Below are 23,398 nucleotides of genomic sequence, written 5' to 3'. Positions count from 1 at the left end.
TTTAGCAGAGTTTTATTACAAATTTTTACGTTTTTATTTATCCTTTTATAGACAAATAAGCATAAAATGATGCACTAGCAATATTGCAATGGAGTCTAGCTTGTCTGACAACCTAGTTGAAATCAAAAATCTAAGTTTCTCTCGTGGAGAAAGGCTGATTTACCAGAATATGAGTTTTTCTGTGCCTAAAGGTAAAATCACGGCCATCATGGGGCCAAGTGGTATAGGAAAAACAACTATGCTGCGTTTGATTGGTGGGCAGTTAAAACCAGATTCTGGAGATATTCTCTTTCAAAATCAGAGCATTCCAAATATGTCACGTGCAGAATTATATCAAGCGCGAAAAAAAATGAGCATGCTATTTCAAAGCGGTGCTTTATTTACTGATATATCTGTATTTGACAATGTAGCCTTTCCATTACGCGAGCATACTAAGCTAAATGACGAATTGATCCGTATCATCGTGCTAATGAAGCTCGAGGCGGTGGGTTTACGTGGTGCGAAAGATTTAATGCCGTCTGAATTATCAGGTGGTATGGCACGGCGTGCGGCACTAGCCCGCGCTATTGCCCTTGACCCAGATTTAATTATGTACGATGAGCCGTTTGCTGGTCAGGACCCTATTTCTATGGGGGTATTAGTAAAGTTGATAAAGTCGCTAAATCAGGTACTTGGCATAACCTCTTTAGTTGTGACTCACGATGTATCAGAGGTCATGAGTATTGCCGACCATGTCATTATTGTTGCTGATAAAGGAGTCATAGGAGAAGGAACACCTGCAGAAATGTTGCAACATACATCGCCATTAGTGCAGCAATTTTTAGGTGGCTTGAGTGATGGTCCTGTTCCATTTCATTTTGAAGCTCAGCCGTTTATGACTGAACTAATGACGGGAGCAAAGTCATGATTTTATTTTGGCAGCAGTTAGGTCGAGAAACGCTTAATCGGTTTGCTGCAGTTGGCAGGGCATTGATGATGTTGGTTGGCGCTATTTTTAGTATGCCAAACTTTAAAAAAGGTACGCCATTATTAATCAAACAACTTTATATGGTGGGTTTTTTATCGCTCATTATTATTATCGTTTCCGGTTTGTTTATAGGCATGGTTTTGGCGTTACAAGGTTATACTGTATTAGTTGACTATGGCGCTGAAGATAGCCTAGGCCCTTTGGTTGCGTTGAGTTTGTTGCGTGAACTAGGTCCGGTTGTCACAGCCTTGTTGTTTGCAGGGCGAGCAGGGAGTGCATTAACCGCTGAAATTGGGTTAATGAAAGCAACCGAGCAATTAAGTAGTTTAGAAATGATGGCCATTGATCCACTTAAACGGATTATTGCACCACGTTTTTGGGCTGGCATGATAAGCATGCCATTACTTGCCTTAATATTTTCAGCAGTCGCTATTTTAGGTGCTCATTTAGTGGGTGTTGACTGGTTGGGAATAGATTCAGGTAGTTTCTGGTCTGTTATGCAAGCTCAGGTTTCTTTTGAAAAAGATATCCTAAATGGCATGATCAAAAGCGTAGTATTTGCTTTTGTTGTAACATGGATTGCTTTGTATAAAGGATATTTTTGTGTCCCTACATCTGAAGGGATCAGTAAAGCGACAACCGAAACCGTAGTACAGTCATCGTTAGCTGTATTAGGTTTTGATTTTGTATTGACCGCTGTGATGTTTGGCAGCTAAAGGTAACGTATTTTATGTCACGTAAAATTGAAATATTAGTCGGTTTTTTTGTTTCTCTTGGTATTTTAGCGCTTACATTATTAGCGCTTAAAGTTGCTAATGCAGGTATTAGTGGTGGTGGAGAAACATACAATTTATATGCAAAATTTGACAACATTGGTTCTTTAAAAGTGCGCTCACCAATAAAAGTGGGCGGAGTTGTAGTGGGCCGTGTTGAGGCTATTAATCTTGATCCGTCAGATTATACACCGATTGTACATATGAAAATATCAAATGAGTTTAATCAGTTTTCAGAAACAACCTCAGTCAATATTTTAACGTCAGGCATTCTTGGTGAACAATATTTAGGGCTAAATCCTGGCGTGTTGGCCAATGGTGGAACTGATGAATTGAATGCTGTATTTGAACAAGAAAAGCTTGAAGTGCTTAAGGATGGCGACATTATTACAGATACTAAATCGGCTTTAGTTTTAGAAGAGTTAATTGGTCAGTTCTTATTTAATCAAGGTGGGGAATAAGCCATGTTTACACGTTTAGTCGCATCAGTGCTTTTATTAACCGCAAGTACTGCGTATGCAAGTACTAATAAAGTACAAATGAACGAGCCATACAGAATGGTTCAACAAGTCGCAGAAAACACCTTTAATCGGATATCACAAGATCAAGACTTGATTAAAAGTGATGCCGAGCAATTGCGAGTAGTGGTTGAAGAAGAGTTGTTACCTTACATCGATTACAATTATGCAGCGTATAAGGTGCTAGGTAGCTACATTCAAAAAATCAGTAGTATTACAGATGCAGCTGAAAAAGAACGAGAGATTGCTAAGTTAAGGCAGTTTATTGAAGTGTTTAAAAACTACCTAGTTGCAACGTATGCAGGTGTTTTCACTCAATATAAAGACCAAAAGGTTGAATTTGAACCAGTGCAAAACATCGGCGATAACAAAATCGCGATCATCAGAACTAAAATTATTGAAAATGGTAAACCTGATATCAATATTGCTTTTAAAGTCAAAAAAGGCAAAGAAGGTGAGTGGCGTGCATTCGATATGGTTGCTGAAGGCATTAGTTTACTTGATGCTAAACAAAGCGAGTTACACGGTATTTTGCGCAAAGAAGGTTTAGATTATGTTATCGACCTTTTAGATAAAAAAAGTAAATTGCCGATCCAATTTAGAGGGAAGTCTGGCGATGATCCAGCTTAGCTTTGAGCAGCGCACTCCTGACGAATTTATTTTGTCAGGAGAGTTGGGTCACGAAACAGTGGCTGAAATTGAATTTAGCAAAAAATTTAAACTAAATGACGTAAATCGTATTATTTTTGACTTGTCAGCCATCTCTAGGGTTGACACAGCGGGCTTAGCTTGGTTAATTCACACCTTATCTGAATTACAGCAGCAAAATAAACATTTAACGCTGCGCAACATACCTGAACAATTGCAAAAATTAATGCAATTGGTTCAGGTTAGCCAACTTTTTGAGTGAAACACCCCATGGAACCGAGTCAAGTAGAAAGTATTTTAAAAGACGCTTTGTCATTAAGCGATGTGCGAGTCAAAGCCAATGGTAGCCATTTTGAAGTGATTGCTGTTGGTGAATGTTTTGAAGGCGTAAGCCGAGTGAAAAAACAACAATTAGTTTATGCACCATTAATGGCTGATATTGCTTCAGGTGTAATCCATGCTGTGTCTATTCGTGCTTTCACTCCAACTGAGTGGGAACGTGAACGCAAATTAATGTTCCTATAAATAGGGGCTATTAATGGACCAATTTATTATTCAAGGTGGCACTTCACTAGCTGGTGAAGTGACTATCTCTGGCGCTAAAAATGCCGCTCTTCCTATTTTATTTGCATCGTTATTATCATCAAATAAAAGTACATTTTTAAATGTTCCTCGATTACGAGATATCCAAACTACAGAGGCTTTATTAAGCCAGCTTGGCGCAACCTGCGTTTGGCGTGATGATGTGCTTGAAATTGATGGTGGCACGGTTGATCAAATCATTGCACCGTATGAGTTAGTAAAGCAAATGCGCGCTTCAGTGCTTGCATTGGGCCCTTTATTGGCGCGCTTTGGTGAGGCAAAAGTCTCTTTACCTGGCGGTTGTGCTATTGGTGCGCGTCCAGTGGATTTACACATCAGTGGTTTAGAAAAAATGGGTGCTACCATCAACGTTGAAAGTGGTTATATCCACGCCATCGTTAATGGCAGATTAAAAGGTGCGCCTATTTTTATGGATACTGTAAGTGTGGGTGCAACGGAAAACCTAATGATGGCCGCTGCATTAGCTGATGGTTTAACGATTTTAGAAAATGCTGCGCGAGAACCCGAAATCGTTGATTTGGCAATTTATCTAAATAACATGGGTGCTAAAATCAAAGGTGCTGGCAGTGACCGTATCGAAATTGAAGGGGTTGAAACTTTAAAAGGCTGTGAGCATAAGATTTTACCTGATCGTATTGAAACGGGGACTTTTTTAGTCGCAGCAGCAATGGCGCAAGGTCATGTTTTATGTCGCAATACAGAACATTTAAGTTTAGAGCCGGTACTTGAGAAACTAAAGGCTGCTAATGCTTATTTAGAAATTACAGCCGATAGCATCTATTTAGATATGCGTGGCCGTGAGCTTAAAGCTGTTAATATTAAAACCATGCCTCACCCTGGTTTTCCAACAGACATGCAAGCGCAGTTTACTGCACTTAATGTGATAGCCAATGGCAGTGCAACGATTACTGAAACCATTTTTGAAAACCGGTTTATGCATGTGCCAGAATTACAGCGAATGGGCGCTAATATTCGTCTAGAAGGTAATACAGCTTATTGTGGCGAGACAAAGAGTCTATCGGGTGCACAAGTGATGGCAACTGATTTACGCGCGTCAGCAAGCCTGATATTAACGGGTATTATTGCTAAAGGTGAAACTGTTGTAGATCGTATTTACCACGTTGATCGAGGTTATCAACGTATAGAAGATAAACTCAGCGCGTTAGGTGCAAATATTAAACGCAAGAGTAATTAATCAGATTAATTAAATGCCTGCTCCAAGTTCCTATATGCCACTCAAGAAACATGTGGACATACAAGGAGCAGGTCATTAATTAAATTCGGCCACAGTATTTTAAGCCCGCTAACCCTTGTAGTCCGCCAGTATGCAGTGCACAAATGCGTGTACCTGATGAAAAATAACCTTGAGTAATTAATTCAAACAATGCAAAAAACATTTTACCACTATAAATAGGTTCTAAAGGTAAATAGTATTGCTGCATTAATTGGCAAAATTGCCACGTTTGAGAGTTGAATTTTCCGTAGCCACCTCCATGAAACTCAGTCATTAAATGCCAGTTTGTTTGTTTGCTCGATTTAGGGCTCAATTCATGAATTTTTGAAAGTAAATATTGAGCTTGTTTAAGCACCGCAATACCAATAATTTTCTGTTGTAAGTCAGCCCCCTCAATTAAGCCTGATAGTGTACCTGCACTTCCTACGGGGGTGACTAATACGTCGGCATGGTTGAGTATTTTTGCTAGTTCACTGACTCCAGGGATTGCTGCGCAATTAGTACCACCTTCAGGGATGATGAAGCTATTTGGGTGTTGCTTTGCAAGGTTTGACAAAAAATCATCCTGCTCTTTTTTACGATACGTAAGGCGATCAATAGCTATGAGATCCATGCCACATGATTGAGCAAATTTAAGTGTAGGATTGTTCTTATCCAGCTCCGGTCCTCGAATGTAAGCCGTGGTATTAAATCCAAAGATTCGACCTGCCGCAGCGAGAGCGTGAATGTGGTTTGAAAAAGGGCCTCCAAAGCTAATCAAGTCTGTTATTTTATTTGTTTTTGCATGAATTAGATTATATTTAAGTTTTCGCCATTTATTGCCGCTAATAATAGGGTGGAGTAAATCATCTCTTTTTATTGTTAGGTGAATGTTATGGTACGCCAGCAGGGGGTGGGTGATTTTCTGTAAAGGGGATTCGGGTAGTGCAATGTTCATTTTTCGACCTTTAAAGACGACTTACTGAATTAAGCGGGCAATTAACTTGCTAACTTAGCTAAATACCTGATAATTTAAGATATCAGCTGAATTTTATAATAATTATATGATCAAAACTCTGCTTTCACGTGTGCCTTTTTTAAACTTTAATCATAATGAATCTATGGTGATTGGGATTGTTGTGCAACAACAACAAATTATTGCCGTATGTATGGAAAAAAAGCAGCAAAATTGGTTGATCGTGGAGCATTATTCTGCAAAGTTCACATCAGATTTAGAACTTCCTTCAGCTTTGATAGCCTGCATTAAAAAAATAGCAGCACCTGCTGCCTCTATTTCATTAGTTTTACCGAATCATCATTATCAATTGGTGCAAATTGATAAGCCTAATTTGTCAATTGAAGAAATCCAGCAATCATTACCGTGGTTGGTGAAAGATTTAGTCACCATTAATTCATCAGAAATTATTGCAGACTATATCGATCAGCCGATAAAGCAGGGGAATCAAGATAAAATTAGTGTATTTGTGACTAATCGTTCGCTGATTTCGTCTATTATCGATGTGTTTAAAAAATCATCTGCTCGGTTGGAGTTGATCGGCTGTGAAGAAATTATGCTTACAACATTGGTTGGCAAACACAGTGCGGCTAATCTAATTATTTCACAAGAGCTTGGGCAAGAGCCTAGTTTATTAATTGTACGCGATGGCGCTGTCGTGTTTTCGCGGCGTTTAAGAGGGTTTAGTCGTATTTCTTCGATGACATTAGACGATTTAAAACAGGGTTTATTAGATTCGTTAAGTCTAGAAATACAACGTTCTATCGATTTTTTTGAGAGTCAACTTAAGCAGCCTCCACTGCGTGCAATTTTATTAAGTTTACCAAGCCCATATGTAGATGAGCTCGCCATTGAGCTAGGGCAGCACTTTCCTGTCAAAGTTGAAAGATTTACGACTGCATTATCTGCCTGCGAAGGGCAAGACCCTGTTTATCACCTAGCTATTGCCGCGGCAATAGCGCTGATAGGAGCGGATAATGAAAACTAGAATTAATTTATACCTCCCGCAACTTAGGCCTAAAAAAGATCCATTAAGTCTCAATCGTGTAGTTGTTTTTTTATTAGTAACGTTACTTGCTGTGGTCTTGCTTTCAAGCACTTTAAAAGCCAAGGTCATGAAGCAGCAAAAAAACCTACAAAATAAACAAAAAATTGTCTCGGAACAGCAAAATACGCTAAGTGAATTACAAGCGGCATTAGCAAAAAAACAAGATAAAAGTGTGTTGGCGCAGCAATTAGCTCAAATTCAAGCTGAAATAAATCATAAGCAATTAGTGATGGATTTTATTTCGACGCACGACCAAACCATTTTATATGCACAAGTGATGGAAGATTTGGCGCGTTTTCATGACCCAAAAATTTGGCTAACAGGCTTTAAGTTTAACGCTAAAAACATTTTACTAGAGGGCCAAACAGATGCGCCTTCGCAAGTCCCACACTGGTTAGATGGTTTAAAAGCATCTTATTATTTTTCGGGTAAGCAGCTATCAGAAATTGGATTTGAGGAACGTGAAGGTATTACGTATTTCAAAGTTGCAAGCGTGCCAGTTACGGAGACCAAATGAAACAGCTCTGGCAAGGTTATAGGGAGAAGTTCTCAGCCTTACAAATGAAAGAAAAATACCTCGTATTGGGGGTTGGATTATTTCTTATTTGCTACTTATTTGGCATGTATTTAGTGAACCCCCTTTATGCGAAATGGCAAAAAAATATGCAAGCGCTCAAAGCGGCAGAGCAAAGTATCACACAAAATACAGCGCAAGTTGCACTATTTAGTGATGCACTCACTCGAGACTATACTGAAGAGCTTAGAGCGCAAATCATAACCGCAGAGCAGGCATTAAGCCAAGTGGATGAGACGTTAAGCCAATTTGGCCAAGGCTTTGTGCCTCCTTATAAAATGGCCTCGGTACTTAAAAAATTATTACTTGATAACCAAAAGCTGTCTTTTAAAGCATTTAAGTTAGTTGGGGTCGAGCCGATTTTAATTGGTGAAGGCCAAGAACAAAAAATAGCGTTTTATGAGCACGGAATGGCGATTACTCTGCAAGGAGAGTACTTTGATTTACTCAAGTATTTACATGCAGTGCAAAATTTAGAAGAAAAACTATTCGTTAAAGAATTCAGTTATGAGGTAATTGAATACCCCGTAGCACAATTAAGTTTAGTTATTACAACGGTGAGTGCGAATGAAGCGTTTTTATCAATTTAGCATTGCGACGCTGTTAATATTACCAGTATTCGCATTTGGGCAAAGTTATCAAGACCCTACGCGACCTAACGTCAAGCATCAACACAACGTTTCAAACGTTGGCATTGCTGGGCCTTTGCGTTTGGAGTCCGTCATTCGTAAACAAGGTAAAATCAAAGTGATTATTTCAGGCAACTTGTACACTCAAGGTGAGCAAGTTGGCGACTACATTATTAGTAAAATTAACGCTGATACTGTTTATTTAACTCGTGGTAGCGAACAACTAAAATTAGAATTATATCATCATGAAATTAAACGTTAAAAAAGTATTAAAGTTAGCTCTATTCCCTTGTGTCGTATTGAGCCTTGTGGGCTGTGAGATCACCCAAAAAGATCCTGATATTCGCTCACATATCAGTGATGAATTAACTGCCTCATCCGAACAAAGTGCCCAGCAAAAAAATGCCGCAAAAATGCCTGCTCAACTTACTGAAGAGTTATTGTCATCAGTAAATTCTAATTTATTTGCCCCTAACGAGCTTGATATGAAGCGGTTTGAAATTGCGGCAAATGAAGTGGATGTTCGCAGTTTTTTTGCCAGTTTGGTTGACGGCACGCCTTACAGTGTGGCGCTCCACCCTGAGGTTGAAGGTAAAATTAGCCTTAACCTAAAAGATGTGACCCTTGATGAAGTTATCAAAATTGTCACGCGGATGTATCCGTTAGATGTGTTTCGCGATGGTAAGGTCGTGCAAGTATTACCTGCTCGTATGCGAACCGAATCGATAGCGGTTAATTATTTAATGATGAAGCGTACAGGAATTTCGACTGTCAGCGTAGTGGCTGGAGGCGTAAGTCAATTTGGACAAAGTGGTGGCGGTGGTTCTGCAAATTCAGGTGCTCGGGGTAATAATCAGAACTCTGGAAATAATGAAAATTCGGGTTCAGGCGGCATGAATAATAGCTCACAGATGAATGGTGCAAGCATCCAAACCTCTTCAGAATCTGATTTTTGGACAGATCTTAAAACAGCGCTCGAATCTTTAGTTGGAGTAGAAAATGGGCGTTATATCATAGTTAGCCCACAAGCGAGCCTTGTCACTGTGCATGCTTTACCTAGCGAAATTGCAGCGATGAAAGAGTTTTTACGCCTAAGCGAAGAAAGCTTGCAGCGCCAAGTGATTTTAGAAGCAAAAATTATTGAGGTAACACTAAAAGATGATTATCAACAAGGTGTTAACTGGACAGAAGTGCTTGGTCATATTGGGAGTACCGACTTAACATTTGCTACCACTGCGACAGGGCAAATTGGTAATTCAATTACAGCAGGAATTGGTGGTGTATCTAGCTTAGTCTTTAAAAATGCAGATTTTTCAGGGGTTGTTAGTTTATTATCAACCCAAGGCGATGTGCAAATGCTGTCTAATCCGCGGGTTACAGCGACTAATAATCAAAAAGCAGTGATTAAAGTTGGGCAAGACGAATACTTTGTCACAGAAGTTTCAAGTACCACAGTAACAGGTAATGCCACAACGACCACACCTGAAATATCACTGACGCCATTTTTCTCTGGGATTGCACTCGATGTCACTCCACAAATTGATAAATACGGCTCGGTTATTTTACATGTCCACCCTTCTGTCACCGAAACGGCAGAGCAACGTAAAGTGATTACGCTCAATAATGAAGAGTTTGTACTGCCTTTAGCGCAAAGTAATATTCGAGAGTCAGATACGGTTATTCGTGCTGGAAGTGGTGAAATAGTCGTGATTGGTGGCTTAATGCAAACCGTAACCACAGATGAAGAATCTAAAACCCCTTTATTAGGTGATATGCCGGTACTTGGGCATTTATTTAAAAGTGTTCGCAAGCGCCAAGATAAAAAAGAGCTGATCATTTTAATTAAACCGACTGTTGTAATGGCTGATACTTGGCAACAGCAGCAGCAGCGTTCTATGCAACTGTTAAAAAGTTGGTATTCAAACTAATTATGTATTTAAGCTTTTTTTCACTTCAAGAAATGCCTTTCTCGCTAACGCCGAATACGCAGTTTTTTTGTGCGCTGCAACCGCATAACGAAGCCATGCAAGTATTATTAACGGCACTTAAAATGGGCGAAGGCTTTATTAAAGTTACCGGTGAAGTTGGCACGGGCAAAACCTTACTGTGCCGTAAGCTCCTCAATAGTTTATCGAATGATGTAGTAGTGGCGTATCTTCCAAATCCTTATTTAAATCCAGATGAATTACGTTGGGCATTTGCTACAGAACTTGGGTTGCAGTTGGACTCTGCACTTGATCAACAAACCTTAAGCCAAAAAATTGAACACAAATTACTGCAATTGCAAACCGAGCAAAAATCGGTGGTGCTGATCATTGATGAAGCGCAAAGTCTCAGTTGGGATGCCCTCGAAGCTCTGCGTTTATTTACCAATCTAGAAACTGAAAATAGAAAGTTGCTACAGGTTGTGCTTTTTGGTCAACCTGAATTAGATCAAAAACTAGCGCACGATCGCGTGAGGCAGCTACGCCAACGTATTAGTTTTTCTTATACTTTACGGGCTATGACCAAGGCTGAGGTGGTTTATTACATTGAACATCGCCTGAGTATTGCGGGCAGTAACAACCCTAAACTGTTTGATAGAAATATCTCACTTAAAATCGCAAAAGCGAGCAGGGGGATCCCACGTTTAGTTAATTTGTTATGCCATAAAGTATTGTTGCAAGCGTTTGGTGCAGGTGAAACACAGCTAACAGCAAAACATGTTGCTGTTGCGATAGCAGATACTGAAGATTGTGCAAAAAATAGTGATGTATTGTGGTGGGGCGCAGGTTTAGCGCTAGTTTTTTTCAGTGTGTTATTTTTATGGCTGTGGAGACAAGTGCTATGAGTATTATTAATAAAATGCTCAAAGATATTGAGCAAAGAAAACCACAGCCCGACATTGAACTTGAAAAAACGATTGAAGTACAGCCTATTTACGATTATGTCACTATGGGAAAGCGAATCGGATTTGTTTTGTTATTATGCAGTATTGTAGTGCTTGCTTATGTACTTATCCCACAAAAATCAGCGATAGACGCACCGTTAGAAATTACACCACCCATTACTTTAGCACCTACCGAAGAAACGGTCGACTCAGTGCTAGTAATCAGTGAGTCTGAACAGCATTCAAGTCAAGCGGTGGCAGTAAATCAAATAGATAGATCTACAATTTCTGATGCAGCCACCTTACCTCAGGCACAAAATTACCCTATTGATGTACAAAAAACAGCTTCAGAACCGGCTCAAGTTGCAAAAATTAGCACTGTAAAAAATGAAACTGCGATCATAGAGCGCAAAGCGCAGGCAATCAAAATAGACACGCCACGCAAGAGTTCAGTCGTTACAGCCACTGCAGCACAAGCTAAAATTAATGTGAGGCAAATTTCGACTCAGGAACGTGCTAACAATTGGTTTAACAAGGGGAAAGAGGCATTTAAATTTGGTTTGATTGAAGATGCAATTATCGACCTAGATAAAGCTTTAACCTTAATGCCACTGCATATTGATGCCAGAAGTTTACTTGCAGCCGCTTATTACGGACGCGGTCAACTTGCTCAGGCGGATGCTATATTACGACAAGGATTGCGCTTTAGCCCAGATGTGATGCGCTGGCGTGTATTGCTAGCTAAAATTTTAACTGAGCAGCAAAGTTATGAATCAGTATTGCCTATTTTAAGCTCACAATTTGAACGATATGCAAACATTGACTTTTGGATTTTAAAAGGGACTGCGGCGCAGCAATTGGGCGAAAATGACATTGCGTTACAGTGCTTTCGTAAATTAACTCAGTTACAGCCAGAGCAAGCAAAATGGTGGTTAGCCTTGGCGAGTGCCAGTGAAATTGCAGCCGATCAATATAATGCCCGCCGTTACTATATGACCGCATTACAGTTAGGTGGGTTATCGCCGAGCTCGCAGGATCATGCTCAGCAACGTCTTGAATATCTAGGAGATAGTAAATGATCAGACCTCGGTTAAAGATGCGTTTAGGGGATCTCTTAGTTCATGAAGGTATTATCGAAGAGTATCAATTATTACAAGCTCTTCAGGCTCAAAAAGCGTCCGGCCGTAAACTAGGTTCGACCTTAATTGAGCTTAATATGCTGAGCGAGCCTCAGTTATTGCGCTTTTTGGCTCAGCAACTTAACGTGCCTTTTTTAGATATTTCTCAGCAACGCATAGCCCCAGAAGTTGCAAAAATTTTACCTGAGGTGTATGCCAGACGTTACCGTGCGTTAGTAATTGAAGACCGTGGTGAAACTATCTTACTTGGAATGAGTGATCCTGCCGATTTAAGTGGTTTAGATCAGATAGCCCCGATTGTGGCACCTAAGCAAATTGAGCTGGCCGTTGTACAAGAAAGCCAAATCATGGAGGCGTTTGATAATTTGTATCGGCGCACCCAAGATATTGAAAATTTCGCCTCGCAGTTAGAAGAAGAATATCAAGAAGGTGAGGAGTTTGATCTTAATGCCATTGATGCTGATGCATCCGATGCCACCGTTGTAAAGTTACTTCAGTCTATTTTTGAAGATGCAGTGCAAATGCGAGCGTCGGATATTCATATCGAACCTGATGAAGGGTTGTTGCGTATTCGCCAGCGAATCGATGGCATTTTACATGAAAACACCTTAGATCAAGTGGCGATCGCAGCAGCTTTGGTACTGCGCTTAAAGCTGATGTCAGGGCTTGATATTTCTGAAAAGCGTTTGCCGCAAGATGGCCGTTTTAATATTAAAGTAAAAAAACACAGTATCGATGTGCGTGTTTCTACCATGCCAGTGCAAAATGGCGAGTCGGTTGTAATGCGTTTGCTTGATCAATCAGCGGGTCTGTTGACTTTAGATCAAACGGGTATGCCGGAAAAAATGCTCAAAAGAATGCGTGAAACGTTAAAGCGCCCGCATGGCATGATCCTTGTTACTGGGCCAACAGGCTCGGGTAAAACGACAACATTATATGGCGCATTAAGTGAACTCAATTTACCAAGTACTAAAATTATTACTGTAGAGGATCCCGTTGAATATCGTTTAAGCAGGATCAATCAAGTGCAGGTTAATACTAAAATAGGCCTCACTTTTGCGAATGTACTGCGCACGACGTTGCGTCAAGATCCTGATGTGATCATGGTCGGCGAAATGCGCGATCAAGAAACGGTTGAAATAGGCCTTAGAGGTGCTTTAACGGGTCACTTGGTTTTATCTACTTTGCATACTAATGATGCCATTACCAGTGCCATGCGTTTAATCGATATGGGCGCACCTTCGTATTTAGTCGCCAGTTCATTACGTTCAATTATAGCGCAGCGTTTAGTGCGTCGTATCTGCGACAACTGCCGAGGCGACTATACACCCGATAAGCAAGAGCTTGCTTGGGTTAAATATTTGCAAAAAGGGCATGTAATTTCACATAGTTTTAGTACGGGTCGAGGGTGTTCATCTTGCAACCATACTGGCTATAAAGGTCGGATAGGGGTGTTTGAATTATTAGAAATGAATGAGCCTATGATGGATGCATTGCGCCTTGCTGATACTCAGGCATTTGCTACCGCAGCAAAAAATAATCCTGATTTTGAACCATTAGCATTAATGACATTGCAATATGCAAGTCAGGGGATCACCACCTTAGATGAAGTATTTCGCGTATCCGAAGGTTTACCTGAAGTAGTGGGTGATTAACTAATTTATGGCCATGTTTAAATATCAAGCCAAAGACCGCGAAGGTAAGCTCATCCAAGGGGTCATTGAAGCTGCCAATCAAAATGCAGCCGCAGATGCATTATTTAAACGTGACTATATCCCAATGAGCATTACCCAAACTAAAGATGCAATCAGTGATACTGATTTTATGCGCTACTTTGAGCCTAAGGTTGAGCTTGATGAGCTAATTATATTTTGTCGGCAAATGTACTCGTTGCTTAAAGCCGGGATCCCGATAATTAGGGCGATTATTGGCTTGGCAGATACCACCACACATAAACGTTTTGCTGAAGCGTTAACTGATTTAACCAAGCAACTTGAGCAAGGTCGTAACTTATCAAGTGCAATGGCCAGCCATAAACAAATATTTAATCGTTTGATGGTGTCTATTGTGGTAGTGGGTGAAAGTACTGGTCGACTTGAAGACGCATTTTTGCAATTGGCGACTTATTTTGAGCGAGAGCAAGAAACTCGTAAGCGAATTAAGTCAGCTATGCGCTACCCAACGTTTGTTATACTTGCCCTTGTCGCAGCAATGTTTATTTTAAATATTTTTGTTATTCCCACCTTTGCCGACATGTTTAATAAATTTCATGCAGAGCTACCGCTGATGACGCGAATTTTAATCGGGACCTCAGATTTTTTTGTTAATTACTGGCTGGTGCTGATCATTGCAATGGTTGCGACTGTGTTCTTGGTTCGTAATTATCTAAAATCATCTTCTGGTCGGTTAAAGTGGGATAGAGTTAAGCTTAAAATTCCTCTGGTAGGCACAATTATTGAGCGTTCATTATTGGCGCGGTATAGTCGAAGTTTTGCCATGATTTTACGTTCAGGCGTGCCAATGACAACTGGTTTATCGTTAGTTGCTGAAGCGGTTGATAATACCTTTATGGAGCAAAAAGTACTGGATATGCGCCGAGGGATTGAAAAAGGCGAAAGTTTATTGCGTGTCTCTAGGCAAAGTGGTTTGTTTACTCAGTTAGTATTGCAAATGGTGGCTGTGGGTGAAGAAACAGGGCAAGTTGATGAGTTATTGCAAGAGTCGGCTGAATTTTACGAGCGTGAAGTTGATTTTGATCTTAAAAGTTTAACCGCAAAAATTGAACCTATACTTATTTCAGCGGTAGCGATTATGGTTTTAGTGTTAGCGCTGGGTATCTTTACACCTATGTGGGACATGATGTCGGCGATCAAGGGGCGTTAGGTGGGTTACTCTCCTGTCGAGCAATATAAAGAAGGTAGCCCAGCGTTATTTTATCGCTTGTTAGTTTTGATTATTATAGCGATTGCTTTTGCTTTATTTGGTACTAACGTTTTTAATTTATTGGAGTCAGTGACAACGGTAAATAATGAAAAGTCTGCTTCTGAATTTAAGCAAAGTATTACCGCGATTCGAAGCAAGTGGTTAACGGATAAAAGAGAGTTAGTTGAATTATCGCTCTCCGATAGCCCTGATTTGAAAGCAAAAGGAGTTTTACGTTTTTTCGTCAATCAGCAGGGGTATCCATTAGGTTTAAAAAGTGGTGTTTTAGATTGCAAAGCGTTATGGATTAATATGCAATCGCAGCCGTGGCAAAAAGTGCATAAAGTAAACGTTGATCTTAATGCTCAAGGTGTGCCTACAACGTGTCGATACTATAATAATGAACGTGCACTGTTTGGCTATAATAGCAGCAGTGGAAAAGTAAATTTGGTGGATTTAAACGTTCAATGACAAGCAAAAAATGCGCTTAAATTGATTTAAGTACCTAAATGTAAAAAATAATTATTAAATGGGAAAAATGAATTGTATCTTTGTGATAAATTCAGTTAAATGAATCTAACTTATTTATAAATAAGAATTAATGGGTTAACGATGAAACAAAAAATGAAAACCAAACAGGGTGGTTTCACCTTAATTGAGCTGGTAATTGTTGTTATTATCTTAGGTTTGTTGGCCGCAACTGCTTTACCGCGCTTTTTAGATGTGACTGATCAGGCTGAAGATGCCTCTGTTGAAGGTATGGCGGGTGGTTTTGCTGCTGCGGTAGGCTTAGTGCGTGCGCAGTGGGAGTTAAACGGGCGACCTAAAGGTACTGCAAATGTCACATTTATCACTTACGATACGATAGATGTTGGCGTTGATAATACTAATGGTTATCCAACAACAGATAATACTGAAAGAGCGAGTACTTTAGCCACCGCGATGAGCGCTGAAAAGTGTAAACAAGTTTTTGATTCTATTTTACAAAGTTCGCCTTCAAATACCATAAATGCTACGGCTGCAGATATTGAAGCCAATCGTTTTTTGGTCCGTTTTTTTGAAAATGGCGGTAACGATAAATGCATTTATTATTTAACAAATTCAATTGATACTGCGGCAATTCCAGCTAATGGCGTTGAAGTGCCTGCAACCGGTAATGAGCATGGTTTTTCTTATTACCCACAAACAGGGCAAGTATTAGTGTTTAATCAGTAACAGCAACGAATCACACATTTTATAATTTTACAAAGAGGTACTCATAATGAAAAAGCAACAGGGTTTTACGTTGATCGAATTGATCATTGTTATCGTTATTTTAGGTATTTTAGCGGTAACCGCAGCGCCAAAGTTTTTGAATATTCAAGGTGATGCTAATGCATCAACTATACAAGGTATTGATGGTGCATTGAACGGAGCTATGAATATCGTTTATGGAAAAGCTGTAATAGCAGGTTCACATAAAACGATTTCTACAGCATCACCAGCTCCTGTGATATCGTCAGATGACGGTAGCTCAATCACTCTAAATTATGGCTACCCTACAGCAAACGCTGCGGGTGTTTTAGCTGCTATAGATATTACAGCAGCAGATCTGACAGCAACAACTCCGGCTGTTGAAAATTCAGCGGATTTTAATTTTGATGTGGTAGGTACTGCAGCGGTTATCTATGCTAATGGCTCAACTAAACCGACAGCAGCTACGTCAGTTGGTTGCTTTGTTTGGTATACCGGCGCTTCATTTGCTGCAGGTCCACCTGCTGTTTATACACCAGCATCTACAACTGTGAAAACTGACGGCTGTTAATCCTTAAATGATAGCTCGCGGTTTTTCCTTAGTTGAGCTGATCATTACCATCGTTATTTTGGGCACGCTGTCGGTGACGGTGGTGCCCAAATTTTTTGGCCCCAGTATTTTTGATTCTTATACTGCACGTGATCAAGCATTAAGCGCCTTGCGGGCGATGCAGTTGCGCGCTATGCAAAATACAGGTGCGCCTTGCCATAAAATCATTATTTCTCCCATCTTGCTTGCACCGCCTGCGGTTGATACTTGCGCTAATACTGCCAGCAACAATAATGCGGATTATTTAGTGGTCGCATTAGATGTCGCGCGGACTGACGTTCGTTTTAGCGCCAAAGATGCTAATAATGCCACATTTACAACCATTGAGTTTGATAGTTTAGGTCGCACCAATAACACACCAAATTGCAATACAATGTGCCGGATTGATTTAGGTGAAGCTGATATTTGTATCAATAGCGAAGGGTTGATTTATGGCTGCCAGTAACCACTTCAGGCGCTCGTTTTTTACAGCTAAGCTTAAGCTTGCGCAAGGTTTTACCTTAGTCGAATTAATAATTGGCATGGTTGTGCTTGCCATTACCATGACGATTATCACCAATTTATTGGCACCACAAGCCAGACAAAGTGCCGATCCTTTAGTGCAAATTCGAGCAACGGCGCTTGGTCAAGCTTTAATGAATGAAATATTAGCCAAATCATTTGATCAACAGTCACAACGCGGTGCACCTTGGCTGCGTTGTGGTGAAAGTGGTTTAGTATGTACGGCACAAGCAAGTTTTGGCAAAGACTGCTTAGATGACAGTAAAACCGCACCAGCATGCACGGGTTCAAGTTTAGAAACCCGAAGTACCTTTAATGATGTAGATGACTACCATAATTTAGCGCTCAATAGCGATGCCGATTTTGCTGCATTTTTTGATTTACCCGCCGATTATTACCGAGGATTTAGCCTTATTATAACTGTGCAGTACGATGATAATTATGATGGTACTGGGCAGCAAACAAGCAAAACAGCCAAATTAATTACTATAAAAATCAGTACCAGTACTAACGAAGAGTATGGTTTTTCTGCTTATCGGGGAAACTACTAATGAAGCATTCTGGTTTTACCTTAGTTGAACTTATTTTAGTGATTGTTATTTTAGGTATTGTGTCGGTTGGAACTGCGCAATATCTTAGTTTTGGCTCGCAAATTTATGCACAAGCGACTGAACGTGATGAAGTCGTATCACAAGCGCGTTTTTTACAAACTCGCTTAAGTAAAGAGCTGCGACACGCAGCGCCAAATTCAGTGCGGTTAAGTTGTGACAACTCAACGTCAAACCCCTGTACTGTGATGCAATGCCTAGAGTTTACGCCCTTTAAAAGCAGCACTGTTTATACTGATAATTTACCCAATGATCTTGCCGCAAGTGGAGACGTTACTGTGGTTGATGCGCTGGTTGATCCGGTAATTAATGATTGGGTGAGCATTTATGCGCTCTTTGCGGCGGATGTTTACCAGCTTGCCAATAATAAGCGGCGTAAAATAACCAATGTGACTCAAGGTGCTAATACAACTCAGCCTGATGTGTGGCAAGTTGATAAGGGCTTTAGTGTTGATTCACCAAGTAAACGGATTTATGTTTTAAATTCAGCAGGGCCTGTGAGCTTTTGTATCAAAGATAATGCCTTGTTTCGTTATGAAGGGTATGGTTTTTTTGATTCACAACCGAGCCCGAGTATTTTAAACCAAATTAATGGCGTATCGGGAGTGGTTATTGGGCAGTTTGTGCAAAACGCATTAAATATTTCCGAAGTATTTCGTTATCAAAGCGCGAGTTTAACTCGCAATTCTATCGTTAATATTCGGTTAGAAATGGGCTTTAATAATACGGAATCGGTGGCGTTTAATCATGAAATACATTTACCGAATGTGCCATAAGGTATGAGTAACCGTATGAATAACAAACCTCCTCACTCATTATTTAAACAGCAAGGCAGTATGCTGTTAACTGCGTTATTGATAGCGATTTTAATGTTGGCGTTGGGGTTAACGTTGGTAAAAGTATTGTCGGGCTCAGCGAATAATAATGCGGTGGAATATTATGGCGCACGGGCATTTTTAGCCGCGCAAAGTGGTTTAGAAAAGGGGCTCACTACGTTATTTCCACTTAACGCTGTGCCTGAAAATTGCCCTGTTTTACCTAGTTTAGTCTTTAATTCTGGGTATTTGGCCAATTGCCAAGTGCAAGTTGATTGCGTAAAAATAGGGCCGGTAGAAGATAAAACCATCGTCAGTAATACCGTGACGGTATTTCGCTTATCAAGTAGTGCAACGTGCAAAGTAAATGATTGTGCATTAGGTGAAGATTGTCGCAAAGATTTTTGGCAAACCCAGAGGACGCTGAGCGTTGAAGCTAAAACACTTAATTAAAAGCCTCGTATTGTTGATTACCATTTTGCATGTTGAATGGGTATTGGCTTTGCCAAAATGTGACGCTGTTTTTCCGGGAGGTGTCTCTACATTTAATAATTCCGAAATTATTTTACGAAAAAAAGTTGTGATATCAGATACAAATAGCGGTGAACTATTTACATCTCGTATTAATAACCAAGCAGGAAATGGTGTAGGAAATCAGCCTAGTTGTGGAGCTGAGCAAACTTGCCGTGTGGGTGGTGAGGTACTAAGTGCGGCGCAAGCAGCGACAATTCCAAATGTAACAAATAATGGCTCAACATCCACTTTACCTTCAAATCTCAATGGTGATTATTTTATTAAAAATAACGCTGTTTTTTTAACAAATGAAATCACTGTTTCTGGCCCTTCACGTATTTTTATTGACTCTTCAAATGGTGGAGTATCCTTTTTAAGCATTTTAAATAATGTGAATTTATCCGGAAGTGCCAGTAATCTAAGTATTTTTATCAATGGCAATGTGCAACTCAATACCGCTATTACCGTCAAGGCATTTTTATTTGCAACAGGAAATATAAATATTGGCAGTGCAACGACTTTTACTGGTGCTCTCACTGCCGGTAACGGTGTTGATTTAGGTGACCGAACTCGGGTCAATTATGAAGCACCACAGAGTTTACCCGGTATCTGTACTGGTGCTCCTGTTCATGGCGGCGGCACTGCCAATGCCCATTACCCACTTGATTTTTGTTTTGATGTGGTCAGTTCTAATGTCTATGATCTAATTAATAACTATTTAGGTGTTGCTTATAATACAGCTGAAAACAGCAACGGAAAAATCTATTACAGTGCTGATTTTTCGGCAAGTTCTACCTCGGATTATTTAGAATTTACCAATTTAAACATGTGGCAAGGTAAAAGCAGTTTTGCGCTTTCAATGTGGCTTGATTTTGATCCCGCTCGCGCTTTGCAAACCGTTTTCTCGGCTACGTCGGCAGCTGGTGCCGCTGAGCTGACAGTGGAGCTGCGCCAATGGAGTAATAATAATTTATTTTATCCTCAGGTATCGTTTAAAGGTTTCCAATATTGGTTTGATAACCCAATAAGTTCATCTGGTTGGCAGCACTTAACTGTTTCTGTCGAGCAGCGCAATATTTGCGTTTATATTAATGGAGGCTCTTCCCAGTGTGTCGATTTTGGCACTGGTACCGCGTTTGTGAGCTTAAATAAAATGGTACTTGGGCAAAAAATTCAAGGCGCTGGCTTTACTGCCAACCAAGATTATCTGGGTTCAATTGATGAAGTGGTATTTTTTGATAAGTCGTTATCTTTAGCTCAAGCGAGTGCTGTTTATAACAATCAAAATACAGGTAAAAGTTACAATGGTGGCACAGCACATGCCGCACCTGATTGCTTAATTGGCTGGTATCGTTTTGAAAATAATCTTAATGATTCATCAACAGAGTTAATCAATAACCTAACAGGAGCGGGTAATGTTGCATTTAATTATTTTAACCCAGATCCAGCTTATGGCACACCACCGAATAGCACGTGTCGATATTTAGATTTAGATGGCCAAAGTTATGCCAAAGTAAATGATTCTGGCGATTATAATCAAGAAAAAATTACGGTGAGCGCATGGATTTATCCAACCCGTACGCAAAGTGGGTTGCAATCTATTGTTTCAAAAGATGAACATTTTGAGTTTCACCTAAATAGCCAGCGGCGATTATATTGGTGGTGGACCAATAACAGTCGTAATTCTGAAACGCTTACTAGCAACCAGCAGCTACCGCTTAATCAATGGACCCATGTTGCTGTAACGTATAAAGCGGGTGCACAGCGTATGTACATCAATGGTGTGCTTGATAACTCGAGTAGTTTTAATAATGGATTATTTGATACTCCTTGTGATTTTTATATTGGTATTGATACGGCAACATCCTCTGCAAACGCTTGTGGTGGTGTCATAAATGGCCGCCGGTTTACGGGTAAAATAGATGAGGTAAAAATTTATGCAAGTGCATTAGGGCTTGCCGAAATTCAGGCGGATATGACGCGTGTCCATGATTGTACTTTGCCGCCACCAATTGATCATTACCGGTTAGAATTAGCTGATAACTTAGGCCTAACTTGTCAAGCTGAATCAATGCAAATTAAGGCTTGTGCCGATGCTACTTGCTCGTCGTTTTATTCTCAAGGGGTTACGGGGACACTCAATGTGTCACCCAATACTGCGGCTTCGTGGTCACCAAGTAACACTTTGAGCTTTACAGGTAGTCAGTCGTTAAGCTTAAACTATACCCAACCTGCTACAGTGCAATACAGTTTGAGCAATGCCTCACCTAATGTGCCTTTACGTTGTTTTATTGGTGGTACTGAGGTAGCGTTGTCTGCTTGCCAAACAACGTTTAAAGATTCAGGGTTTGTATTTACCGATGCGCTTGGTAATGACATTGCTAACCAAGTTGCGGCAGTGCCTTTTACAAGTTATCTAAAAGCGGTTGAAAAAAATACCACTACAGGCGCTTGCCAAACAGCGTTAACTGGGCCGCAAACGGTTAGTTTAAAATACACGTGTCAGACGCCAAATGCGTGCAGTAATGATGCTGCAATGCAATATTCAATTAATAGTCAGCCGCTTTTAAGTAATAGCTTCACAAATGTGTCGTTAAATTTTGATCCTAGTAATAATAACTTGGCTACTTTGAGTAATCTTTATCCTGATGCAGGTAAAATCAATCTTCAGGCGCAAAAAACGGTTGCAAATGGTGCCTTGTTACAAGGGGCGTCAAATCTTTTTACCGTAAGACCCGATCGATTTGAGATTATATTAGAAGATAGCCATAGCGTAGGCGATCCATCTTATGCGGTTGATGAAAATGGCTCGGTGTTTAAAAAAGCCAAAGAAGATTTCCCTATTACGATCAAAGCCGTTAATCGTTCAGGTTTGACTACAACTAACTTCCGCTCTGCTAATTTATTAGCAAATGCGTTGTCGTTTAGCCATCAGTTGCAAGCGCCTAGTGCAGCCCAAGGTGGAGTGCTAGGCCAGTTTTCACCTGCCGCCAGTGCTTTAGTTTTTGACCAAGGGCTGAGCCAATTTAATGGCAATTGGAATGAAGTGGGGATTATAGGTTTAAATATTAACGCCCCTGGTGGGTCATATTTAGGGCATCAAGAATCATTTTCTGGATCGCTTACAGATATTGGCCGATTTGTTCCCGCTGCATTTTTACTCAAAGAAAGTAATGTTGCATCAGCTTGCAGTGCCAGTTTTAGTTATCTAGAACAGCCATTTACTGTGTCTTTTGCTTTACACGCAGTCAATGATGCTGCTGATATTAATGCTGTTACGCAAAATTATTTTGCAGGTTTTGCTAAGGCGCAAATACACACTCAAATTGAAAATAACCAACTGGGGCTAGACGCTGTCGGTGATCCTAATTATAAGGCTCATAGTGCGTTTAAAAATGCGGCTAATCAGCACCTATTAGTGGATAAGGCGATGATGGGAAATTGGGCTAATGGCATTTACACATTAAATCGAGATGATTTTATGCTTAAGCGCAATGATCAGCCCGATGGCCCGTTTACTGATGTTGACTTTGTATTGTCTGCCACTGATGGCAATACAAAGCTGGCAAATTTAAATGAAAATCCCGAGCAAAATAATTTAACGAACGCTTGCGGGCCTTTGGCCTCAACCAATTGTACGGGTATTAAATTAAATAGCAGCCCCAAAGTATTTCGCTATGGCCGCTATGAATTAGAAGATACTTACGGTTCTGCGTTTAATTCAATTCAAGTGCCGCTTAAAGCGCAATATTGGGCGCAAACACAATGGTTGTTAAGTGCAGATGATAGCTGTAGTACTTATCAGCAAAGTTTAACGCAAGTTGCTCCATTGAGCCCAACGTTATCTTTCTCAGTGCAAGGTAGTGGTGCGGCACCTTATAGCCTTGTTCGCGGTAAATATAACTACTTGTTAGGTCAGGGTCTTGTGGTTGAACCATTATCACAAGAACAAACGGGAATGTTTAATATAGAATACTCTGCGACCCCAACTTGGTTACAATTTGACTGGCTTGGCGATGGTTCTCAACTTAATCCGAGAGCGAATATTCAATTTGGTCGTTTTCGTGGCAATGATCGCGTGATATATTGGCGTGAATCTAACTAAGTATCATGATATAAATAAGTTATTACTCGAAAGTTTATATAATAATTTAACAAAGCTTGTGTTTTGCCTTGCAACTAAATAGCATTAAGGGCAAT

Annotated in this window: 25 protein-coding genes; 24 read left to right on the top strand and 1 reads right to left on the bottom strand. The window is 40.2% G+C overall.

The annotated features are described in order from the left end of the window. Positions 1-88 precede the first annotated feature (88 nt). From mlaF to murA, 7 genes are read left to right on the top strand one after another with little or no spacing between them, the layout of a single operon-like run. Complete coding sequence (gene mlaF, locus AC3KZC_RS15700; RefSeq protein ID WP_490577854.1) at positions 89-907, top strand: phospholipid ABC transporter ATP-binding protein MlaF; 819 nt, start codon at positions 89-91, stop codon at positions 905-907. Continuing rightward, positions 904-1,683: a lipid asymmetry maintenance ABC transporter permease subunit MlaE gene (gene mlaE, locus AC3KZC_RS15695; protein WP_490577853.1), complete on the top strand. Its 780-nt coding sequence runs from the start codon at positions 904-906 to the stop codon at positions 1,681-1,683. The genes mlaF and mlaE overlap by 4 nt, the downstream gene beginning before the upstream one ends. 14 nt (positions 1,684-1,697) lie before the next feature. Further along, the gene (gene mlaD, locus AC3KZC_RS15690) at positions 1,698-2,201 is read left to right on the top strand and encodes an outer membrane lipid asymmetry maintenance protein MlaD (RefSeq protein ID WP_490577852.1); all 504 of its coding nucleotides are present in this window, start codon (positions 1,698-1,700) and stop codon (positions 2,199-2,201) included. Positions 2,202-2,204: 3 nt separating this feature from the next. Continuing rightward, positions 2,205-2,888, top strand: a complete 684-nt coding sequence (locus tag AC3KZC_RS15685; protein WP_490577851.1) for an MlaC/ttg2D family ABC transporter substrate-binding protein — start codon at positions 2,205-2,207, stop codon at positions 2,886-2,888. Then, a complete protein-coding gene (locus AC3KZC_RS15680) occupies positions 2,875-3,168 on the top strand; it encodes an STAS domain-containing protein (RefSeq protein ID WP_490577850.1) in 294 nt (97 codons plus the stop codon). The genes AC3KZC_RS15685 and AC3KZC_RS15680 overlap by 14 nt, the downstream gene beginning before the upstream one ends. Before the next feature lie 8 nt (positions 3,169-3,176). Further along, complete coding sequence (locus tag AC3KZC_RS15675) at positions 3,177-3,431, top strand: BolA family protein (RefSeq protein ID WP_490577849.1); 255 nt, start codon at positions 3,177-3,179, stop codon at positions 3,429-3,431. Positions 3,432-3,444: 13 nt separating this feature from the next. Then, positions 3,445-4,704 (top strand): UDP-N-acetylglucosamine 1-carboxyvinyltransferase, encoded by a 1,260-nt coding sequence (gene murA / locus AC3KZC_RS15670; protein WP_490577848.1) that lies wholly within the window; start codon positions 3,445-3,447, stop codon positions 4,702-4,704. 79 nt (positions 4,705-4,783) lie between these two features. On the opposite strand, the gene AC3KZC_RS15665 is transcribed toward murA, so the two are convergent. Continuing rightward, the gene (locus tag AC3KZC_RS15665; protein WP_490577847.1) at positions 4,784-5,680 is read right to left on the bottom strand and encodes a 1-aminocyclopropane-1-carboxylate deaminase/D-cysteine desulfhydrase; all 897 of its coding nucleotides are present in this window, start codon (positions 5,678-5,680) and stop codon (positions 4,784-4,786) included. 106 nt (positions 5,681-5,786) lie between these two features. On the opposite strand from AC3KZC_RS15665, the gene AC3KZC_RS15660 reads away from it, so the two are divergent. From AC3KZC_RS15660 to AC3KZC_RS15580, 17 genes are all read left to right on the top strand, one after another. After that, entirely contained in the window at positions 5,787-6,725 is a 939-nt protein-coding gene (locus AC3KZC_RS15660; RefSeq protein WP_490577846.1) for a hypothetical protein, read from the top strand. Beyond that, positions 6,715-7,302 (top strand): PilN domain-containing protein, encoded by a 588-nt coding sequence (locus AC3KZC_RS15655; RefSeq protein ID WP_490577845.1) that lies wholly within the window; start codon positions 6,715-6,717, stop codon positions 7,300-7,302. Before AC3KZC_RS15660 ends, AC3KZC_RS15655 begins: the two co-directional genes overlap by 11 nt. Next, the gene (locus AC3KZC_RS15650; protein WP_490577844.1) at positions 7,299-7,949 is read left to right on the top strand and encodes a hypothetical protein; all 651 of its coding nucleotides are present in this window, start codon (positions 7,299-7,301) and stop codon (positions 7,947-7,949) included. The genes AC3KZC_RS15655 and AC3KZC_RS15650 overlap by 4 nt, the downstream gene beginning before the upstream one ends. Then, positions 7,927-8,250, top strand: coding sequence for a hypothetical protein (locus tag AC3KZC_RS15645; protein ID WP_490577843.1), 324 nt, complete (start codon positions 7,927-7,929; stop codon positions 8,248-8,250). Before AC3KZC_RS15650 ends, AC3KZC_RS15645 begins: the two co-directional genes overlap by 23 nt. Beyond that, positions 8,234-9,916, top strand: a complete 1,683-nt coding sequence (gene mshL / locus AC3KZC_RS15640) for a pilus (MSHA type) biogenesis protein MshL (protein WP_490577842.1) — start codon at positions 8,234-8,236, stop codon at positions 9,914-9,916. The genes AC3KZC_RS15645 and mshL overlap by 17 nt, the downstream gene beginning before the upstream one ends. Before the next feature lie 2 nt (positions 9,917-9,918). Beyond that, positions 9,919-10,818 (top strand): ExeA family protein, encoded by a 900-nt coding sequence (locus AC3KZC_RS15635; RefSeq protein ID WP_490577841.1) that lies wholly within the window; start codon positions 9,919-9,921, stop codon positions 10,816-10,818. Beyond that, positions 10,815-11,936 (top strand): tetratricopeptide repeat protein, encoded by a 1,122-nt coding sequence (locus AC3KZC_RS15630; RefSeq protein WP_490577840.1) that lies wholly within the window; start codon positions 10,815-10,817, stop codon positions 11,934-11,936. The genes AC3KZC_RS15635 and AC3KZC_RS15630 overlap by 4 nt, the downstream gene beginning before the upstream one ends. Then, on the top strand, positions 11,933-13,651 hold the full coding sequence (locus tag AC3KZC_RS15625) for a GspE/PulE family protein (RefSeq protein WP_490577839.1): 1,719 nt from the start codon (positions 11,933-11,935) through the stop codon (positions 13,649-13,651). The genes AC3KZC_RS15630 and AC3KZC_RS15625 overlap by 4 nt, the downstream gene beginning before the upstream one ends. Positions 13,652-13,658: 7 nt before the next feature. After that, on the top strand, positions 13,659-14,879 hold the full coding sequence (locus tag AC3KZC_RS15620) for a type II secretion system F family protein (RefSeq protein ID WP_490577838.1): 1,221 nt from the start codon (positions 13,659-13,661) through the stop codon (positions 14,877-14,879). Next, positions 14,880-15,389 carry a hypothetical protein gene (locus AC3KZC_RS15615; protein WP_490577837.1) on the top strand — a complete coding sequence of 170 codons (510 nt, stop codon included), beginning with the start codon at positions 14,880-14,882 and terminating at the stop codon, positions 15,387-15,389. A 141-nt stretch (positions 15,390-15,530) separates the two neighbouring features. After that, the gene (locus tag AC3KZC_RS15610) at positions 15,531-16,133 is read left to right on the top strand and encodes a type II secretion system protein (RefSeq protein ID WP_490577836.1); all 603 of its coding nucleotides are present in this window, start codon (positions 15,531-15,533) and stop codon (positions 16,131-16,133) included. 46 nt (positions 16,134-16,179) lie between these two features. Next, the gene (locus AC3KZC_RS15605; protein ID WP_490577835.1) at positions 16,180-16,722 is read left to right on the top strand and encodes a prepilin-type N-terminal cleavage/methylation domain-containing protein; all 543 of its coding nucleotides are present in this window, start codon (positions 16,180-16,182) and stop codon (positions 16,720-16,722) included. Positions 16,723-16,729: 7 nt separating this feature from the next. Then, positions 16,730-17,206 carry a prepilin-type N-terminal cleavage/methylation domain-containing protein gene (locus AC3KZC_RS15600; RefSeq protein WP_490577834.1) on the top strand — a complete coding sequence of 159 codons (477 nt, stop codon included), beginning with the start codon at positions 16,730-16,732 and terminating at the stop codon, positions 17,204-17,206. Beyond that, entirely contained in the window at positions 17,193-17,813 is a 621-nt protein-coding gene (locus AC3KZC_RS15595; RefSeq protein ID WP_490577833.1) for a type IV pilus modification PilV family protein, read from the top strand. The genes AC3KZC_RS15600 and AC3KZC_RS15595 overlap by 14 nt, the downstream gene beginning before the upstream one ends. Further along, complete coding sequence (locus AC3KZC_RS15590; protein WP_490577832.1) at positions 17,813-18,646, top strand: prepilin-type N-terminal cleavage/methylation domain-containing protein; 834 nt, start codon at positions 17,813-17,815, stop codon at positions 18,644-18,646. The genes AC3KZC_RS15595 and AC3KZC_RS15590 overlap by 1 nt, the downstream gene beginning before the upstream one ends. Before the next feature lie 15 nt (positions 18,647-18,661). Continuing rightward, a complete protein-coding gene (locus tag AC3KZC_RS15585; protein ID WP_490577831.1) occupies positions 18,662-19,138 on the top strand; it encodes an agglutinin biogenesis protein MshP in 477 nt (158 codons plus the stop codon). Next, on the top strand, positions 19,116-23,303 hold the full coding sequence (locus AC3KZC_RS15580) for a LamG-like jellyroll fold domain-containing protein (RefSeq protein ID WP_490577830.1): 4,188 nt from the start codon (positions 19,116-19,118) through the stop codon (positions 23,301-23,303). The genes AC3KZC_RS15585 and AC3KZC_RS15580 overlap by 23 nt, the downstream gene beginning before the upstream one ends. Positions 23,304-23,398 lie beyond the last annotated feature (95 nt).

This window comes from Pseudoalteromonas sp. J2K-J031, assembly GCF_058197095.2.
Note: the sequence above shows the minus strand (reverse complement) of the source record. Positions and strands in the feature narration are given on the sequence as shown.

Excerpts from the sequence above, each read along its gene's own strand:
- AC3KZC_RS15645 (WP_490577843.1), top strand. The coding sequence starts at position 7,927 with ATGAAGCGTTTTTATCAATTTAGCATTGCGACGCTGTTAATATTACCA.
- AC3KZC_RS15660 (WP_490577846.1), top strand. The coding sequence starts at position 5,787 with ATGATCAAAACTCTGCTTTCACGTGTGCCTTTTTTAAACTTTAATCAT.
- AC3KZC_RS15590 (WP_490577832.1), top strand. The coding sequence starts at position 17,813 with ATGAAGCATTCTGGTTTTACCTTAGTTGAACTTATTTTAGTGATTGTT.
- AC3KZC_RS15620 (WP_490577838.1), top strand. The coding sequence starts at position 13,659 with ATGGCCATGTTTAAATATCAAGCCAAAGACCGCGAAGGTAAGCTCATC.
- AC3KZC_RS15680 (WP_490577850.1), top strand. The coding sequence starts at position 2,875 with ATGATCCAGCTTAGCTTTGAGCAGCGCACTCCTGACGAATTTATTTTG.
- mlaF (WP_490577854.1), top strand. The coding sequence starts at position 89 with ATGGAGTCTAGCTTGTCTGACAACCTAGTTGAAATCAAAAATCTAAGT.
- AC3KZC_RS15610 (WP_490577836.1), top strand. The coding sequence starts at position 15,531 with ATGAAACAAAAAATGAAAACCAAACAGGGTGGTTTCACCTTAATTGAG.
- AC3KZC_RS15595 (WP_490577833.1), top strand. The coding sequence starts at position 17,193 with ATGGCTGCCAGTAACCACTTCAGGCGCTCGTTTTTTACAGCTAAGCTT.
- AC3KZC_RS15605 (WP_490577835.1), top strand. The coding sequence starts at position 16,180 with ATGAAAAAGCAACAGGGTTTTACGTTGATCGAATTGATCATTGTTATC.
- AC3KZC_RS15635 (WP_490577841.1), top strand. The coding sequence starts at position 9,919 with ATGTATTTAAGCTTTTTTTCACTTCAAGAAATGCCTTTCTCGCTAACG.
- AC3KZC_RS15630 (WP_490577840.1), top strand. The coding sequence starts at position 10,815 with ATGAGTATTATTAATAAAATGCTCAAAGATATTGAGCAAAGAAAACCA.
- AC3KZC_RS15675 (WP_490577849.1), top strand. The coding sequence starts at position 3,177 with ATGGAACCGAGTCAAGTAGAAAGTATTTTAAAAGACGCTTTGTCATTA.
- mlaE (WP_490577853.1), top strand. The coding sequence starts at position 904 with ATGATTTTATTTTGGCAGCAGTTAGGTCGAGAAACGCTTAATCGGTTT.
- AC3KZC_RS15665 (WP_490577847.1), bottom strand. The coding sequence starts at position 5,680 with ATGAACATTGCACTACCCGAATCCCCTTTACAGAAAATCACCCACCCC.
- mshL (WP_490577842.1), top strand. The coding sequence starts at position 8,234 with ATGAAATTAAACGTTAAAAAAGTATTAAAGTTAGCTCTATTCCCTTGT.
- AC3KZC_RS15625 (WP_490577839.1), top strand. The coding sequence starts at position 11,933 with ATGATCAGACCTCGGTTAAAGATGCGTTTAGGGGATCTCTTAGTTCAT.
- AC3KZC_RS15650 (WP_490577844.1), top strand. The coding sequence starts at position 7,299 with ATGAAACAGCTCTGGCAAGGTTATAGGGAGAAGTTCTCAGCCTTACAA.
- murA (WP_490577848.1), top strand. The coding sequence starts at position 3,445 with ATGGACCAATTTATTATTCAAGGTGGCACTTCACTAGCTGGTGAAGTG.
- AC3KZC_RS15655 (WP_490577845.1), top strand. The coding sequence starts at position 6,715 with ATGAAAACTAGAATTAATTTATACCTCCCGCAACTTAGGCCTAAAAAA.
- AC3KZC_RS15600 (WP_490577834.1), top strand. The coding sequence starts at position 16,730 with ATGATAGCTCGCGGTTTTTCCTTAGTTGAGCTGATCATTACCATCGTT.
- AC3KZC_RS15685 (WP_490577851.1), top strand. The coding sequence starts at position 2,205 with ATGTTTACACGTTTAGTCGCATCAGTGCTTTTATTAACCGCAAGTACT.
- AC3KZC_RS15585 (WP_490577831.1), top strand. The coding sequence starts at position 18,662 with ATGAATAACAAACCTCCTCACTCATTATTTAAACAGCAAGGCAGTATG.
- mlaD (WP_490577852.1), top strand. The coding sequence starts at position 1,698 with ATGTCACGTAAAATTGAAATATTAGTCGGTTTTTTTGTTTCTCTTGGT.